The organism is Streptomyces sp. NPDC001204 (assembly GCF_053598035.1).
Genome location: NZ_JBSFJL010000005.1, coordinates 193,584 through 207,275, shown reverse-complemented (window position 1 = coordinate 207,275; position 13,692 = coordinate 193,584). Strand labels below are relative to the sequence as shown.

Here is a 13,692-nt window from a genome sequence, read left to right as displayed (position 1 = left end):
GTGGAGTGGATGCCCCGCGAGGAGTGGGTGAGGACGCAGCCGCAGGCGCTCCTCGCCGCGTGTGTGGTGGTGCTGGACGGCGCCGGCCGCGTCCTGCTCCTGCGCTACGGCCCCGGTCAGCCGATGGCCGGCGGTTGGTGGCTGCCCGGCGGGATGCTGGACCACGGCGAGGACCCCTGGACGGCGGCCCGGCGGGAGATGCGCGAGGAGACGGGCATCGAACTCGGGCCCGTGCCCCGGCTGATCGGCATGGACCACCGCGTGGACGTGCTGGGCACCGGCCCGGTCCTGGACTGCTTCTTCTACGGCGGCAGGCTCCCCGGCGGCTCGCACACGACCGTTCGGCTCAGCGCCGAGCACGACCGGCACGGCTGGTTCGCCCCTGCCGATCTGCCCGGCACACAGCTCGCCGCCGGGGCCCGGACCCTCACCGCGCTGCAGGAGGCCGCGCTGAGCGCCTCGGTGGTGTGCCTGCGGGAGGGCGAGCCGTGGGTGTGACGCCCGGCCCGCCCAGGCCGCTAGGTCCTGTGGTCACATTCCCGTCGCCCGCCCGACGGGCGGGCCGCGCGGCGTCTGGTCCGTGCGAGCGCAAGGCGCCGGAGCGCCCTCGTGGCGGAGCCACGTGGGCGGTTCGGCAACGCGGCTGGGGGTCCCCCTGCTCGAAGAGCTTGGGGGAAGACGTGCCAGACGCCGCGCGGCAGGCGGGAATGTGACGACAGGGCCTAGGAGAGCTGCGACTGCACCTGGGTGGAGATCAGTTCCAGGTGGTCCAGGTCGGACAGGTCGAGGATCTGGAGGTAGATCCGGCCGGCGCCGATCGCGGCGTAGCGGCCGATCTTGTCGACGACCTCGGCCGGTGAGCCGGCCAGTCCGTTGGCCTTCAGTTCGTCGACCTCACGTCCGATCGCGGCGGCACGGCGGGCGACCTCCTGGTCGTCCCGGCCGACGCAGACGACGAGGGCGTTGGAGTACGTCAGGTCGTCGGGGCGCCGGCCGGCCGCCTCCACGGCGGCCCGGACCCGGCCGAACTGCCGCTCGCTGTCCTCGATGGAGGCGAACGGGACGTTGAACTCCTCGGCGTACTGGGCGGCGAGGCGCGGCGTGCGGGTCGCTCCGAGCCCGCCGACGAGCACCGGGATCTTCGCCTGCGCGGGCTTCGGCAGCGCGGGCGAACCAGTGAGCTCGTAGTACGTCCCGCGGAAGTCGAAGGTCTTGCCGGCCTCGGTCGCCCACATCCCCGTCACGATGGCCAGCTGCTCCTCCAGGCGGCCGAACTTCTCCTTCGGGAAGGGGATGCCGTACGCCTTGTGCTCCTCCGCGAACCAGCCAGCCCCCAGGCCCAGTTCGACCCGGCCGCCGGACATCCGGTCCACCTGGGCGACCTGGACGGCGAGCACGCCGGGCAGCCGGAAGGTGGCGGCCGTCATCAGCGTGCCGAGCCGGATGCGCTTGGTCTCGCGGGCGAGTCCGGCGAGGGTGATCCAGGCGTCGGTGGGTCCGGGCAGGCCGTCCACGTCGCCCATGTGGAGGAAGTGGTCGGAGCGGAAGAAGGCGTCGAACCCCAGGTCCTCGGTGGCCTTCGCCACGGTGAGCAAAGTGTCGTAGGTCGCCCCCTGCTGGGGCTCGGTGAAGATGCGAAGATCCATGCTTCCCATCCTGCACGCCGGCGGGCCCACCGGCGCACGGGCCTCACCGGGTCCCGCCGCCTTCCCGCCCTTGGTCGGGTCAAATCGCCTCCCGCTCCGGCGGCGCCTCCTCCCGCGCGGCCAGTTTCCGCACCATCTCGCGGACCCTGTCCCGGGCCTCGTCCGCCGCGTCGATCGCCTCCATGCACTGCCAGTACGTGGCCTCGTCGGCGGCCGAGCTCGCGACGCCGACGAGCGCGATGCCGGCCTCGCCGAGCAGGGCGTCCAGGCACAGCAACGCCTGCCGGGCGTCGTCCAGTTCGGTGAGCAGGGCCGCCCGTAAGTCCTCCGGATCGAGGTCCGGCGCGTCGAGGACCCCGCAGCCCCGGCCCGCCAGTTCGGTCAAGCCCAGCGCCTCGCCCCGTAGTTCGGGTGGCCCGGAGACGGCGAGGCGGCTGCCGATCGCCTGCGCCAGGGCCTGCGCCTGCCAGACCTCGGTCAGGATGGCGGGGGCCTCGTCGCTCCCCGCCAGGGCACGCCTGCTCGCCAGGATGAGCCGCACCGCGTCCATGCGCTGCCCCTGTCTGTCCCGACGTGCTGTTCGCACGTCCGCCCGAACACCCTTGTTCACTACCCAGAGTGAAGGCGCCTGGGATGAAAAGCCAGAGGAAGCCGGAAATCTGCGGACAACAAATCGGTTTCGGTCGGATGAACGATTCCGGAGAGTGACAACGGACGATGGGCTTCCCCCTTCACGCCCCCGGCGCGCCCGGCTCGTCCGGCTCGTCCGGCTCCGTCCCTTCCCCTGGCTCCGCCGCCGGTTCCTCCGGCTCCCCCGGCACCGGAAACCGCCGCTCGTTCCGGTCGATCTTCGCCGCCAGCGCCGCCAGCGGATCGACGCCGAGCACCTCGCACAGTTGCAGCAGATACGCGAGGACGTCCGCGACCTCGTCGCGCACACGGTGCGCGGTCCCGGGGTCCGCCATGACGCCGGCCGACTCCTCCGGGGTCAGCCGCTGGAAGATCTCGACCAGTTCGGACGCCTCCACGCTGAGCGCGGCGACCAGGTTCTTCGGCGTGTGGTACGGCTGCCAGTCGCGCGCCGCGGCGAACTCCGCCAACCGCCGCTGCAACCCGGCCAGATCCGGATGCTCGGATTCCTCAGTCACACCACCAGGTCTACCACCCGCCGCTCCCCCACCGGCGCGGCCCCGGATCACGGCGCGACCCCCGGGCTCACGGGTACGGCCCCCGGGCTCACCCGCCCGGAACGGCCGCGCCCGGCATGAGTCCGCTCACCTCGGTGCCGGGCGGCGTGAGCAGGAACACGTTGCGGTCGACGCGGTGCATCCCGCTGCCCAGCCCGAAGACGACACCGGTACTGAAGTCCAGGACCCGTTTGGCGACCTCGCCCTCGGCACCGGTCAGGTCGAGGAGCACCGGGACGCCCGCCATCAGGGTCTCGGCGACGTCCCGGGCGTCCGCGAACACGTTGACCCGCAGGACGACGAAGCGGCGGCGTGCCTCCGTCGTCGCCTCCGGTGGCACGCGGTGGTTCACCGCGGACGGCCAGGCGTCGCGGCCGCGCAGCGGAACGACCTGGGCGAGCCCCTCCCACTGCTCATCGGTGACGTCGCGACTGCTCACCGGCTCCCCCTGCCCTGACTCGCTTGCCTCACCTGCACCAGCCAATTCTTACGCGACGTCACCCTTTCGGCCCAACAGCGACACGGTGCGCGACAGGAGGTCACGAGAGTGTCCGAAAGGGACATCATCTCAACGCACATCGATCGGCCGTCACGCGCGGGTTGACCGGTTCCCACCCGAAAGTGGCTTCTTACCGCGCTCACACCGGACTCTTCACCGCCCCGCCGCGCTCCGCTCACCGGATCCGATTAGGTTCGGGTGTCGTGCACTTGGCAGAACAACAGCTGGTGGCACCCGGTCGGCGGACACTGTCGGCGGTGTCCGCCCCGGAACCGCCGGCCCAGTGGCATCGCGTCCTGACGCTGCTGGCCGTCGTGAGTCTCTTCATCGGTACCCGGGCGGTGTGGACGCAGGCCGCGTCCCGTCTGCTCCCCGTCGCCGGCGCCATCTGCCTGTGCTACGCCTCGATCCTGGTCTGCGCGGTGCTGACCCTGGTGGTCCGCCGCACGAGGTCCCTGGCCCGCGTGGACCTGTGCGTGCTGCTGACCGCCGTGACGCTCACCGTGTGCACGTGGCTCATGAACCACGCGGGCCGCGACGAAGCGGTCCTCACCGCGCAGGCGGCGAGGGAACTGGTCGCCGGACACACGGTGTACGGGCAGCCGTGGCCCTGGCTCTTCCACGGCCCCGTGTCGCTCACGCCCACCGTGGACGGCGGCTACGACTACACCTACGGCTACCCCCCGCTGGCGGTGCTGCTGACCGCGCCCCTGCTGTGGCTCGGGCACGGCGGCGCCCCCGCGACGGCGGTGAGCACGGGCGCGCTGATCGCCGGCACGGTGGTGCTGTGGCGGATGCTGCCGCCGCGGTGGCGCCCGGCGGCCACCATGGTGTGCCTGGGCTTCGGCCTCCTGCCGGGTTACGGGCGCCTCGGCTATCCGGCCGTCCTCGCCCTGGCGCTGCTGATCCCGGTGGTGGTGCGCTGGCCGCGGATCGGGCAGGGCGGACGCCTCGGCGCGGCCGGACTGGCCCGGGCCGCGTGCCTGGGCGCGGCGTGCGCGGCGCAGCAACTCCCCTGGTTCGTGACGCCGTTCCTGCTCGCCGGGATCTACGCGGTGCGCCGCGGCGAACTGGGCCGCCGGCAGGCCCTGTCGGTGGTGCTCCGGCTGCTCGGGGCCGCCGTCACCACATGGCTGCTGATCAACACGTACTTCATCGCGAGCGAGCCGGGCGAGTGGCTGCGCGGCATCGCGCTGCCGCTGACCCAGGGCGCGGTGCTGCACGGGCAGGGCCTGGTGGACGTGTCCCTGTACTTCACCGACGGCAGCGACCGCCTGGACTGGTACTCGCGTGCCAGTGTGCTTCTCGCCGTGGCCCTGCTGGCCGTGTTCGTGCTCTTCGTACGGCGGCTGGGCCCGGCGGCGACCGTCCTGCCCTGGTGCGCCTTCTTCCTGGCGACACGCTCCCAGGACGGCTACTACCTGATGATGACGCCGCTGTGGCTCACCGCCGCCGTCACCGCACCGGCCTCCGAGTTCGCGCGGGCCTGGCAGCCCCGGCCGCGCCCGCTGTCGGGGCCGCACCGGCGCCCGGCCCGGATCGCGGCGGCCGGGCTCCTGGTCCTCCCCGCGCTGGTCAGCGCGGCCGTGGCGGTGACGGGCAGGCCACCGCTGGCCATGCGCGTCACGGCGGTGCAGCGGTCCTCCGCCACGCACGTCTCCCGGCTGGCCCTCCAGCTCACCAACACCGGCGGTGATCCCCTCACGCCCCACTTCATCCTCACCACGGGCAAGGGCATGGGCAGGTTCTGGTCGCTGGCGAAAGGTCCGGCCACGATCCCGGCGCACTCCACCGCCCGCGTCGAACTACGGGCGCCCCGTGGCGGGTTCACCGTCCCCGGCCCCCATGCCCGCGTCCGTCTGCGCGCGTTCACGGCCACCCCGCAGACGCTGTCGAGCCAGGACGTCTCGCTGACGGCGCCCAAGAAGGGGTGAGCGCGCGGAGGCCCGCTTCCGGTGGCCCCCGCGCGCGCTCGCGCCGGCCGCGAACCGCCGGTGGCACGGCGGCCGTGGTCCGCCGCGCCACCGGACGACTAACTCGTACTGCAGGAGACGGTCGGCCAGGTCCAGGTGCCGTTGGTCTGTACGGTCACGCCCCAGTTGTTGCCGTTGCCGTTGGGCTTGGCCACCAGCACCTGCGAACTCGGATAAGTCGCGCTGATGTTCCAGGTCGCGATGATCTTCTCCGGCGACGGAACGTTCATCGTCACCGTCCAGTTGCTGGAACCGCTCACCGACACATTCAGGTTGTACCGGTCACTCCACTGCTGACCCGCCGACAGCGTCGCGGTACACCCACCGGTGCCACCACCGCCACCGCCGGAACCGCCTCCGTCGGGGGCCACGGCGCGGCCGGTCTGCGGGGAGATCATGCCGGAGCACAGGCCCTTGGAGGCCAGCGTCTGCGCGATGCGCGGAATCGCAGCGAGCGTGTTGGCGGGCCACTCGTGCATGAGGATGATCTGGCCGTTGCCGAGCCGGGAGACGGCCTGCACGATCGCGTCGGTGCTCGCGCCGTTCCAGTCCTGCGAGTCGACGTCCCAGATGATCTCGGTCAGGCCGTACTTGGCCTCGACCGACTTCAGCGTCGAGTTGGTCTCGCCGTAGGGCGGCCGGAACAGCTTCGGCGTGCCACCGCCCGCGGCGGCGATGGCCTGCTGGGTCCGGGAGAGTTCCGAGTCGATCTGCGACTGGCTCTGCTGGATCAGGTGCGGGTGGGTGTAGCTGTGGTTGCCGACCCACATGCCGGCGTCGACCTGGGCCCGTACCTGGGCCGGGTAGGAGGCGGCGAACTGGCCCTCGTTGAACATCGTGGCCCGCAGCCCGTTCTGCTTCAGCGCGTTGAGCAGGGCCGGGGTGCCGTTGGACGGGCCGTCGTCGAAGGTGAGTCCGACGTACCCGTTGCAGGTGGCCGCGTACGACGGAGTGGCGTCGACGGTCAGGGAGCCCGCCACGGCCAGCGCCGTGACGGCCAGTCCCGCGAACAGGGACCGCAGTGACGCAAGTGGTCTGTTTCTCATGCGGCTTGGGACCTTTCTGAAGGAGGTCTTCGGGGGCGGCGGGGTCAGCTCGCGCTGCAGGAGACCGTCGGCCAGGTCCAGGTGCCGTTGGTCTGTACGGTCACGCCCCAGTTGTTGCCGTTGCCGTTGGGCTTGGCCACCAGCACCTGCGAACTCGGATAACTCGCGCTGATGTTCCAGGTCGCGATGATCTTCTCCGGCGACGGAACGTTCATCGTCACCGTCCAGTTGCTGGAACCGCTCACCGACACATTCAGGTTGTACCGGTCACTCCACTGCTGACCCGCCGACAGCGTCGCGGTACACCCACCGGTGCCACCGCCGCCACCGCCACCGCCACCGCCGGAACCGGCGTCGCCCACGGTGATGTTGGAGTTGCCGCTGCTCTGGTAACCCTCGGTCGCCATGATCATGTAGTTGAAGGTGCCCAGCTTCATTCCCTTGCCGGCCCAGGCGTCGAAGTGGTTGCCGGTGGTGATGGTTCCACCGGTCTTCTTCGACTGGCGGACGCTCCAGTACTGGTCGAAGGTCCGGGTGCCCTCGATGGAGGGGGCGTTGACCCGCGTCGTCTTGTAGATGTCGTACGTGCCGCCGTCGCTGGTGACGGTGCCCATGTACGTTCCGGTGGGCCGGTAGGTGCCCCAGTTGTCGACGACGTAGTACTCGACGAGCGGGTTGGTCGTCCACCCGTAGAGGGCGAGGTAGGCGTTGCCGGACGGGTTGAAGCTGCCCGAGTAGTTCACGCTCCTGCGTCCGCCGGTGCTCCAGCCCTTGCCGGCGACGAAGTTGCCGGTGTTGCTCCATGAGGTGCTGTAGTTGCCGCCGGACCCCATGTTCATGGAGACGGTGCCCTGGCTGTCGGTCCAGAACGAGTAGTAGTAGCCGTTGTTGGTGCCGGTCTGGTTCGAGGTGACGACCGTGTCGGCGCTGGCGGTGCCCGGCAGTGTCATCGCGGCCATGACAACCAGGGCGGCGGTGCAGAGACTCCTGATGAACCACGTGAAGCGACCGCGTCCGCGGCCGCTCTCCTGGAAGAGCGTGTTCATGTCCGTGCTTCCTCCTCGTGAGGGTGGTGGGGGGCGGGCAGCACGACAGGACCTCACGGAACGGCCGGCTGCCAGGAGGTGACGCAGCGGTGAGAAGTGTTGAGCCGGGCCCGTCGGGTGTCAACAGTTTCGGTCGGAATTTCGAAACGTTCGCTCGGACCCGAAACCGCGCGGAGGGATGTTTTACCTGCTCAGGGCAGCAGTCGCCGGAACCGTCCAAGCGCGCCCGACGAGACGCCGATGCTCTAGATCAACTTGAGGGCCGACGTCTTCGAAAGTTTCGAGGACACCGACCCGCTTGCTACGGCCCGCCCGGGTCCTCGGGCGCACGCACCGGAAGGTGACAGCCCGTCAGGTGGCGGGCCGCACCGGCCGCGCCGACTCCGCGGACCAGGATCGCGCCCCCGTGCTCCGGGCCGTCCGAGGCGGCCTCAAGGACCCTGGCCCGTACGGCGCCGGACCCGATCTCCACCAGCACGGTGCGCGCCCCGGCAGGGTCCGGGAGGGTGATCTCCAGCGAGGCGTCCGGTTCGGTCCGGGCCACGGCGGCGCACCACACCGCGACCGTGGCCGGGTCCCAGCCGCCCGGCACCTCGACGGGCACGGTGGCGGCCGGGCCCCGCAACGACAGCCGGCCCGCCGGCCGCGCACCGCGCTCGGCGGCCGCCCGCCACAGCGTGTCCAGGTCCGCCGCGTGCACGGTCCGGCCGACCCGGTCGCCGAGCAGGTATCCCGCGGACAGCCAGGCCCGGACCCGCAGTCCCGGTCCGGGCCCCAGGAGCCGTTCGGTCCGCGCCGCGCGGGCGGCCAGGACGGCACGGCCGGGCGGGGCCAGGACGTCCTCCCAGCGCGGTACGGAACGGCCCGCTCCGCAGGCTCCGCACATCGTGGCTCCCTCCTGTCAGGGCATCAGGGCATCAGGGCACGGGCATGGGCATGGGCATCAGGGCATGATGTCGCCGCTGTTGGGTCCGAGAGTCTGCCCCACGTAGAGGTTCCCGCCCGGATCACTGGCCAGCAGCACGGCGGTGGGGGCGACCTCCGCCGGGACCCCGAACCGGCCGAGGGGCAGCTCGGCCTGCTTGGCCTGCTTCCAGTCCTCGCTGATCCCCTCCACCAGCGGGGTGAACACCGGGCCCGGTGCGATCGCGTTGACCAGCACCCCGTGCGGGGCGACCTCACGGGCGAGGGCCTTGGTCAGTCCGATGACGCCGGCCTTGGCCGCCGAGTAGTGCACCAGGCCCTCGCCCCCCTTGATGCCCAGCTGGCTGGCGATGTTGACGACCCGTCCGCTGCCGCGGGCGACCATGTGCGGGACCGTCCACCGGCAGCACAGGAACACGCTGCGCAGATCGATCGCGATCATCTCGTCCCAGGTCTCGACGTCCATCTCGACCAGCGGGACCTCGGTGAGGATCCCCGCGGAGTTGACCAGGACGTCGGGCACGCCCAGGGCGGCCACACAGCTCTCCACCATCTGCCGGGTCTGCTCCGCGTCGGCCACGTCGACGACCGCGGTGGCCGTCCTCGTGCCCTGCCGCGCGTAGCGCTCGGCCAGGGCGGCGAGCCGGTCGGCGTCGCGGTCGGCCAGGAAGAGCCGCGCGCCCTCGGCCGCGTAGGCGTCGGCGATGGCCGTGCCGATGCCGCTCGCCGCGCCGGTCACCAGGGCGACCTGATCCTGGAGGACTCCCATGCCGTTCGCCTTTCCGCGTTGTTCCGTGTGCTGCCGCCGCGCCGTCACTCCGGCCACCGGACCGTCAGACCGCCGTCCACGACGAGCTCCTGCCCGGTGATGTACGCGGCGTCGTCGCTGGTGAGGAAGCGGATCGCGCGGGCGACCTCGTCGGCGTGGCCCACCCGGCCCGCCGGGATGCTCCGGCCCGCCCGCTCCAGCCCGGCGCGGCCCAGCGAGTTGGCCTCGTCGAGCGACTGCGGGGTCTCGATCAGCCCGGGGATGACGGTGTTGACGCGGATGCCGCGCGGGGCGAGTTCGGTCGCCAGCGACCGGCACAGCCCCAGCACCCCGCTCTTGGCGGCGGCGTAGTGGGCGTGGTCGTCCCAGCCGTACACCCCGCCGGCGATGGAGGAGACCGCCACCATGGCACCGGGGCCGGTCATCACCGCGGCGGCGGAGCGGAAGGTGCGCAGCACGCCGGTCAGGTCGACCGAGAGCATGTCGTTCCAGGCGTCGTCGTCGAGTTCCGCCAGGGCGGCCCGGCGCAGCACACCGGCTCCGGCGACGGCGATGTCCAGCCGCCCGTACGTCTCCACGGCGGACCGGGCCAGGGCGTCGACCTGCCCGCTGTCCCGGACGTCGACCGCGACCGCGGTGCACCGCCCGCCGGCGGCCTCGACCAGCCGTATGGTCTCCTCCGCGCTGTGCGGGTCCTTGGGGTAGTAACCGACGACGCTGTCGGCCCCGGCGCGCGCGTACGCGACGGCCAGGGCGCGGCCGATGCCGCTCGCGCCGCCGGTGATGACGGCCACCTTTCCGGCCAGTCCGTCGTCGCGGGCGGGTGCGGTGTGCTCGTGGGAGGACATGTCCTGCCTTTCGTGGGGTTCCCGGTGCGTGGCGGGTGCGGGCCGCCACGCACCGGGATGCGAGGGGGACGGGGGAAGAGGGGCTGCTCAGGCCGCGGGCGCCGCGGCCGCGGAGGCGGACTCCTCGTCGGGTTCCTGGCTGACGTTGCGCGCACCGAGCATCAGGACGCCGGAGATGAACATCCCCAGGGCGCCCGCGAGGAACGCGGCCATGGTGGCGCTCGCGCCGATCCCGATAATGGCGCTGAGCAGCGCCGAGCCGACGATCGCGCCCACGGGGCCCATCACATGGGCGGTGTTGGAGCCGATCCCCCGCACCCGGGCCGGGAAGGACTCGCCCATGTAGAACACCATGGCGGAGTACGGGCCGAGGAGGAAGAAGAGCCCCAGGGCGTACATCGGGATGACGTACGCGCTGCTGTCGGGCCCGAAGAGCATCGCCGTCATCACGACGCCGCCGATGCTCCAGCCGACGATGATGGTCGTGCGCCGGCCGATCCGGTCGCCGAGGTATCCGTGGAAGAGGTAGCCGAGGAATCCGGCGAGGTTGGCCAGGATCAGCACGACCAGCGCGCTGGAGAACGAGACGCCCTTGCCGTCGGTGAGCACGGTGGTGCCCAGTACCGAGAAGACCTGGATGCCCATCCAGTTGAACAACCACGCTCCGGAGAGGCACAGGGTGTGCCGGCGCAGGTCCGGGGCGAGGAGCTGGCGCAGGCCCGACTCGTTGTCGCGGCTGATGTCCAGGCTGTAGAGCTCCGCCAGCCGGGCCGCGTCGGCCTCGCGGCCCTCCTTGCGCAGCTCCCGCGTCCGCTTCAGGGCGACGAAGGAGGGCGACTCACGGAGCCTGGACCCGGCGACAAGGATGACCACCACCGGGAAGGTGGCGAGGAGGAAGATCCAGCGCCAGCTCATCACCGGCAGCAGCACGGCGGCGAACGCCGACGCCAGCAGGGCGCCGACCGGCCAACCGCTCTGCACCAGGCTGAACATGAAGCCGCGGCGCCGGCTCTTGCCGTACATCTCGTTGAGATAGACGCTGTTGACGACCTCCTCGGAGTAGCCGAGGCCGGAGATGGCCCGGACACCAATGAGGGAGGCGGCGCCGCCGACCAGGGCGGTGAAGCCGGAGGAGAGCGCCGCGCCCGCCGTGGTGACGATCAGGCTGGGCTTGCGGCCCCACCGGTCCAGCATCGGCCCGACCAGCAGCGAGACGACGAAGGTGCCGACTGTCACCCCGGTCGCGATGGCCGTGGCCTGCCCGGTGGACCAGCCGAAGGTGTCGGATATCTTCGGCAGGAGGGTGCCGAAGAGCACGAAGTCGTAGACCGAGAAGACCCAGGCCAGGAAGCACACCACGGTGGTGGTCGTGATGGTGCGCCGGCTGAGCGTCGGAGGCCCCTTGAAGAGGACCTCGTCCGAGGGCGCGCCGCCGCGCGGCCAGTCTCTTTCGTGGACGGTCTGCTGCTCCTGCGCGGTGGTCATCTGCTGTCGCCCTTCTGACGCGGGTTGCGGGCGGCGAAGTCGTCCGCGATCTGGTCGAAGGTCACCCAGCGGACGCCTTCGTGGGAGTTGATGTGGTCGATCAGCCGCTCCAGCATCAGCAGCACCTGCGGGCGGCCGGCCACGTCGGGGTGGATGGTCATGGTGAAGGCGGCGTGGTCCATCTCCCGGTGCACCCAGTCGAACTGGTCGCGCCACATCTGCTCGATGTCACGGGGGTTGACGAAGCCGTGGCTGTTCGGGCTGGCCTTGATGAACATCATCGGAGGCAGGTCGTCGAGGTACCAGTTCGCCGGGATCTCGATGAGGTCCGTCTCCCGCCCGCGCACCAGCGGCTTCATCCAGGTCTCGGCCGGGGCGCTGTAGTCGATCTTCGTCCAGGAGTCGCCGACCCGCACGTAGTACGGCTCGAAGTCCCGGTGCATCAGGGAGTGGTCGTACTTGATCCCCCGCTCGAGGAGCAGTTCGTTGGTGACCGGGCTGAACTCCCACCAGGGGGCCACATATCCGGTCGGACGGCGGCCGGAGCGGGTCTCGATCAGCTCGATGCAGCGGTCCAGGACCGCTGACTCCTGCTCGCGGCTCATGGCGATCGGGTTCTCGTGGCTGTAACCGTGCACGCCGATCTCGTGGCCGGCGGCGACACAGGCGTCGAACTCCTCCGGGAAGGTCTCGACGGAGTGGCCGGGCCAGAAGAACGTCTGGGTCAGGCCGCGGCGCCGGAACAGCTCCAGCAGGCGCGGCACGCCGACCTCGCCCGCGAACAGCCCGCGGGAGATGTCGTCGGGCGAGTCCTCGCCCCCGTAGGAGCCGAGCCAGCCGCCTACGGCGTCTACGTCCACACCGAAGCCGACGAGGATTTCCTTGGTCATCGACATCTCCTTGTTCTTGATGGGGTTGCTGTGGGTGGGCTCTTGATGGGGTTGGTTGCTGTGGGGGGGTGGGACGACCGGGATCGGTCAGGAAGCCGGGACGGATCGGGAGTCGGGGAGTCAGGCCGTCGGGACGGGTCGGGGAGCCGGGAAGTCAGGCGGTCGGAAGGCGGTCAGGAGCCGGTGTCGGACGACGGGTCCCGGCCGGCGAGCCAGGCGCGGACGAGGGCGTCCGGCGACCGGCCGGGTACGGCGCTCGCGGCGGCCAGCAGCAGCCGGGCCTGCCAGGGGCTGAGGTCGCCGGCGAAGATCGCGCCGACCCTTTGCAGTTCGGCGCCGCCGCCCGCGTAGAGGGGTTCGACCGGGCCGGAGTGCACCCGTGAGCAGATGAGTACCGGGTGGCCCGCCGCCACGGCCTCGGCGACCGCCTCCACCAGCTCCGGCCCGGCGTTGCCCGCGCCGACCGCCGCCACCACGACCCCGGCGGCGCCCGCGGCCAGGCTCGCCCGGACGAACAGCCCGTCCGCACCGGGGTAGGCCGGCACCACGTCCACCCGGGGCAGCCGGGGCAGGTCGAGGTCGAAGGGCAGCCGCGGGCTGGGTCTCGGCTGCCACAGCGGGACCACGCGCCGGCCCACCACGCGGAGCGCCGGTCCGCGCCCGGGCGCGGTGAAGGCGTGCGCCGACATGGTGTCGCTCTTGCGGACCCCGCGGGCGGGGAAGGCGAAGCCGTCGAAGACCAGCAGCGGGCCGTGCCCGCGGGCGGCGTCGTCGGCGGCCACGGCGAGGGCGTCGCCCAGGTTGCCCGGGCCGTCGGCGGCGCGGTCGTCGAACGGGCGCTGCGCGCCGGTCAGCACGATCGGCCGCGGGTCGTCGAACGCCAGGTCGAGCAGGAAGGCGGTCTCCTCCATGGTGTCGGTGCCGTGCGTCATCACCACCCCGTCGGCGCCGTCGCGCAGTGTGCCGCGCACCTCGCGGGCCAGCGACAACAGGTCGGCGGTGTCGAAGGCGTAGCTGCCCCGGGTGACCACGTCCCGCACGCTCACCTCCGCGCCGTCCGGCAGCGGACCGACCGACGCGACCAGTTCTTCCGCGAGCACGGTCGCCCGGCGGCCCTCCGCCCCGGACCGGCTCGCGATGGTGCCGCCGGTTGCCACGACCTGGATACGACGCATGGACCCTCTCTCCGCAATCGATTGCGGAGAGGCTATGCAAACGATTGCGTCCGGTCAATGGGTGGCCGCACACTTGTCTGGCCGGAGGGTTCGGGGATGTGCGAAGCTCAAGGGCGCGGCGCGGGGGCGCCTACGGGTTCCGACAGGAGTCCGGCGGAGCCCGAAGCCCGTCAGAAGCACTGAGAAGCACCGAGACGAACCGAG

General features: G+C 71.6%; 14 protein-coding genes. 2 read left to right on the top strand and 12 right to left on the bottom strand.

Features of this window, described 5'->3' with window-relative positions:
• The first annotated feature begins 27 nt into the window (after positions 1-27).
• Positions 28-498 carry an NUDIX hydrolase gene (locus ACWC91_RS09740; protein ID WP_450642687.1) on the top strand — a complete coding sequence of 157 codons (471 nt, stop codon included), beginning with the start codon at positions 28-30 and terminating at the stop codon, positions 496-498.
• 224 nt (positions 499-722) lie between these two features.
• On the opposite strand, the gene ACWC91_RS09735 is transcribed toward ACWC91_RS09740, so the two are convergent.
• From ACWC91_RS09735 to ACWC91_RS09720, 4 genes are all read right to left on the bottom strand, one after another.
• The gene (locus ACWC91_RS09735) at positions 723-1,646 is read right to left on the bottom strand and encodes an LLM class F420-dependent oxidoreductase (RefSeq protein WP_450644866.1); all 924 of its coding nucleotides are present in this window, start codon (positions 1,644-1,646) and stop codon (positions 723-725) included.
• 79 nt (positions 1,647-1,725) lie between these two features.
• Positions 1,726-2,196: a DUF6099 family protein gene (locus tag ACWC91_RS09730; RefSeq protein ID WP_225075819.1), complete on the bottom strand. Its 471-nt coding sequence runs from the start codon at positions 2,194-2,196 to the stop codon at positions 1,726-1,728.
• A gap of 181 nt (positions 2,197-2,377) precedes the next feature.
• A complete protein-coding gene (locus tag ACWC91_RS09725; protein WP_450644868.1) occupies positions 2,378-2,794 on the bottom strand; it encodes a nucleotide pyrophosphohydrolase in 417 nt (138 codons plus the stop codon).
• An 88-nt stretch (positions 2,795-2,882) separates the two neighbouring features.
• On the bottom strand, positions 2,883-3,272 hold the full coding sequence (locus ACWC91_RS09720; protein ID WP_225075821.1) for a cell division protein SepF: 390 nt from the start codon (positions 3,270-3,272) through the stop codon (positions 2,883-2,885).
• 317 nt (positions 3,273-3,589) lie between these two features.
• On the opposite strand from ACWC91_RS09720, the gene ACWC91_RS09715 reads away from it, so the two are divergent.
• Entirely contained in the window at positions 3,590-5,266 is a 1,677-nt protein-coding gene (locus ACWC91_RS09715) for a hypothetical protein (protein ID WP_450644869.1), read from the top strand.
• A 98-nt stretch (positions 5,267-5,364) separates the two neighbouring features.
• Here the strand turns inward: ACWC91_RS09715 and ACWC91_RS09710 are convergent, their stop codons facing one another.
• The 8 genes from ACWC91_RS09710 to ACWC91_RS09675 form a co-directional block, all read right to left on the bottom strand.
• The gene (locus ACWC91_RS09710) at positions 5,365-6,351 is read right to left on the bottom strand and encodes a polysaccharide deacetylase family protein (RefSeq protein WP_450725864.1); all 987 of its coding nucleotides are present in this window, start codon (positions 6,349-6,351) and stop codon (positions 5,365-5,367) included.
• A 44-nt stretch (positions 6,352-6,395) separates the two neighbouring features.
• Positions 6,396-7,397 carry a glycoside hydrolase family 11 protein gene (locus ACWC91_RS09705; protein WP_450642321.1) on the bottom strand — a complete coding sequence of 334 codons (1,002 nt, stop codon included), beginning with the start codon at positions 7,395-7,397 and terminating at the stop codon, positions 6,396-6,398.
• A 301-nt stretch (positions 7,398-7,698) separates the two neighbouring features.
• Complete coding sequence (locus ACWC91_RS09700) at positions 7,699-8,283, bottom strand: hypothetical protein (RefSeq protein ID WP_225075823.1); 585 nt, start codon at positions 8,281-8,283, stop codon at positions 7,699-7,701.
• 57 nt (positions 8,284-8,340) lie between these two features.
• On the bottom strand, positions 8,341-9,090 hold the full coding sequence (locus tag ACWC91_RS09695) for an SDR family NAD(P)-dependent oxidoreductase (protein ID WP_225075824.1): 750 nt from the start codon (positions 9,088-9,090) through the stop codon (positions 8,341-8,343).
• A 44-nt stretch (positions 9,091-9,134) separates the two neighbouring features.
• On the bottom strand, positions 9,135-9,938 hold the full coding sequence (locus tag ACWC91_RS09690; protein WP_450642323.1) for an SDR family NAD(P)-dependent oxidoreductase: 804 nt from the start codon (positions 9,936-9,938) through the stop codon (positions 9,135-9,137).
• 87 nt (positions 9,939-10,025) lie between these two features.
• Complete coding sequence (locus ACWC91_RS09685) at positions 10,026-11,423, bottom strand: MFS transporter (protein WP_225075826.1); 1,398 nt, start codon at positions 11,421-11,423, stop codon at positions 10,026-10,028.
• The gene (locus ACWC91_RS09680) at positions 11,420-12,313 is read right to left on the bottom strand and encodes a polysaccharide deacetylase family protein (RefSeq protein ID WP_225075827.1); all 894 of its coding nucleotides are present in this window, start codon (positions 12,311-12,313) and stop codon (positions 11,420-11,422) included. Before ACWC91_RS09680 ends, ACWC91_RS09685 begins: the two co-directional genes overlap by 4 nt.
• A gap of 173 nt (positions 12,314-12,486) precedes the next feature.
• A complete protein-coding gene (locus ACWC91_RS09675; RefSeq protein ID WP_225075828.1) occupies positions 12,487-13,488 on the bottom strand; it encodes an asparaginase in 1,002 nt (333 codons plus the stop codon).
• Positions 13,489-13,692 lie beyond the last annotated feature (204 nt).

Excerpts from the sequence above, each read along its gene's own strand:
- ACWC91_RS09690 (WP_450642323.1), bottom strand. The coding sequence starts at position 9,938 with ATGTCCTCCCACGAGCACACCGCACCCGCCCGCGACGACGGACTGGCC.
- ACWC91_RS09710 (WP_450725864.1), bottom strand. The coding sequence starts at position 6,351 with ATGAGAAACAGACCACTTGCGTCACTGCGGTCCCTGTTCGCGGGACTG.
- ACWC91_RS09735 (WP_450644866.1), bottom strand. The coding sequence starts at position 1,646 with ATGGATCTTCGCATCTTCACCGAGCCCCAGCAGGGGGCGACCTACGAC.
- ACWC91_RS09680 (WP_225075827.1), bottom strand. The coding sequence starts at position 12,313 with ATGACCAAGGAAATCCTCGTCGGCTTCGGTGTGGACGTAGACGCCGTA.
- ACWC91_RS09730 (WP_225075819.1), bottom strand. The coding sequence starts at position 2,196 with ATGGACGCGGTGCGGCTCATCCTGGCGAGCAGGCGTGCCCTGGCGGGG.
- ACWC91_RS09705 (WP_450642321.1), bottom strand. The coding sequence starts at position 7,397 with ATGAACACGCTCTTCCAGGAGAGCGGCCGCGGACGCGGTCGCTTCACG.
- ACWC91_RS09700 (WP_225075823.1), bottom strand. The coding sequence starts at position 8,283 with ATGTGCGGAGCCTGCGGAGCGGGCCGTTCCGTACCGCGCTGGGAGGAC.
- ACWC91_RS09685 (WP_225075826.1), bottom strand. The coding sequence starts at position 11,423 with ATGACCACCGCGCAGGAGCAGCAGACCGTCCACGAAAGAGACTGGCCG.
- ACWC91_RS09695 (WP_225075824.1), bottom strand. The coding sequence starts at position 9,090 with ATGGGAGTCCTCCAGGATCAGGTCGCCCTGGTGACCGGCGCGGCGAGC.
- ACWC91_RS09675 (WP_225075828.1), bottom strand. The coding sequence starts at position 13,488 with ATGCGTCGTATCCAGGTCGTGGCAACCGGCGGCACCATCGCGAGCCGG.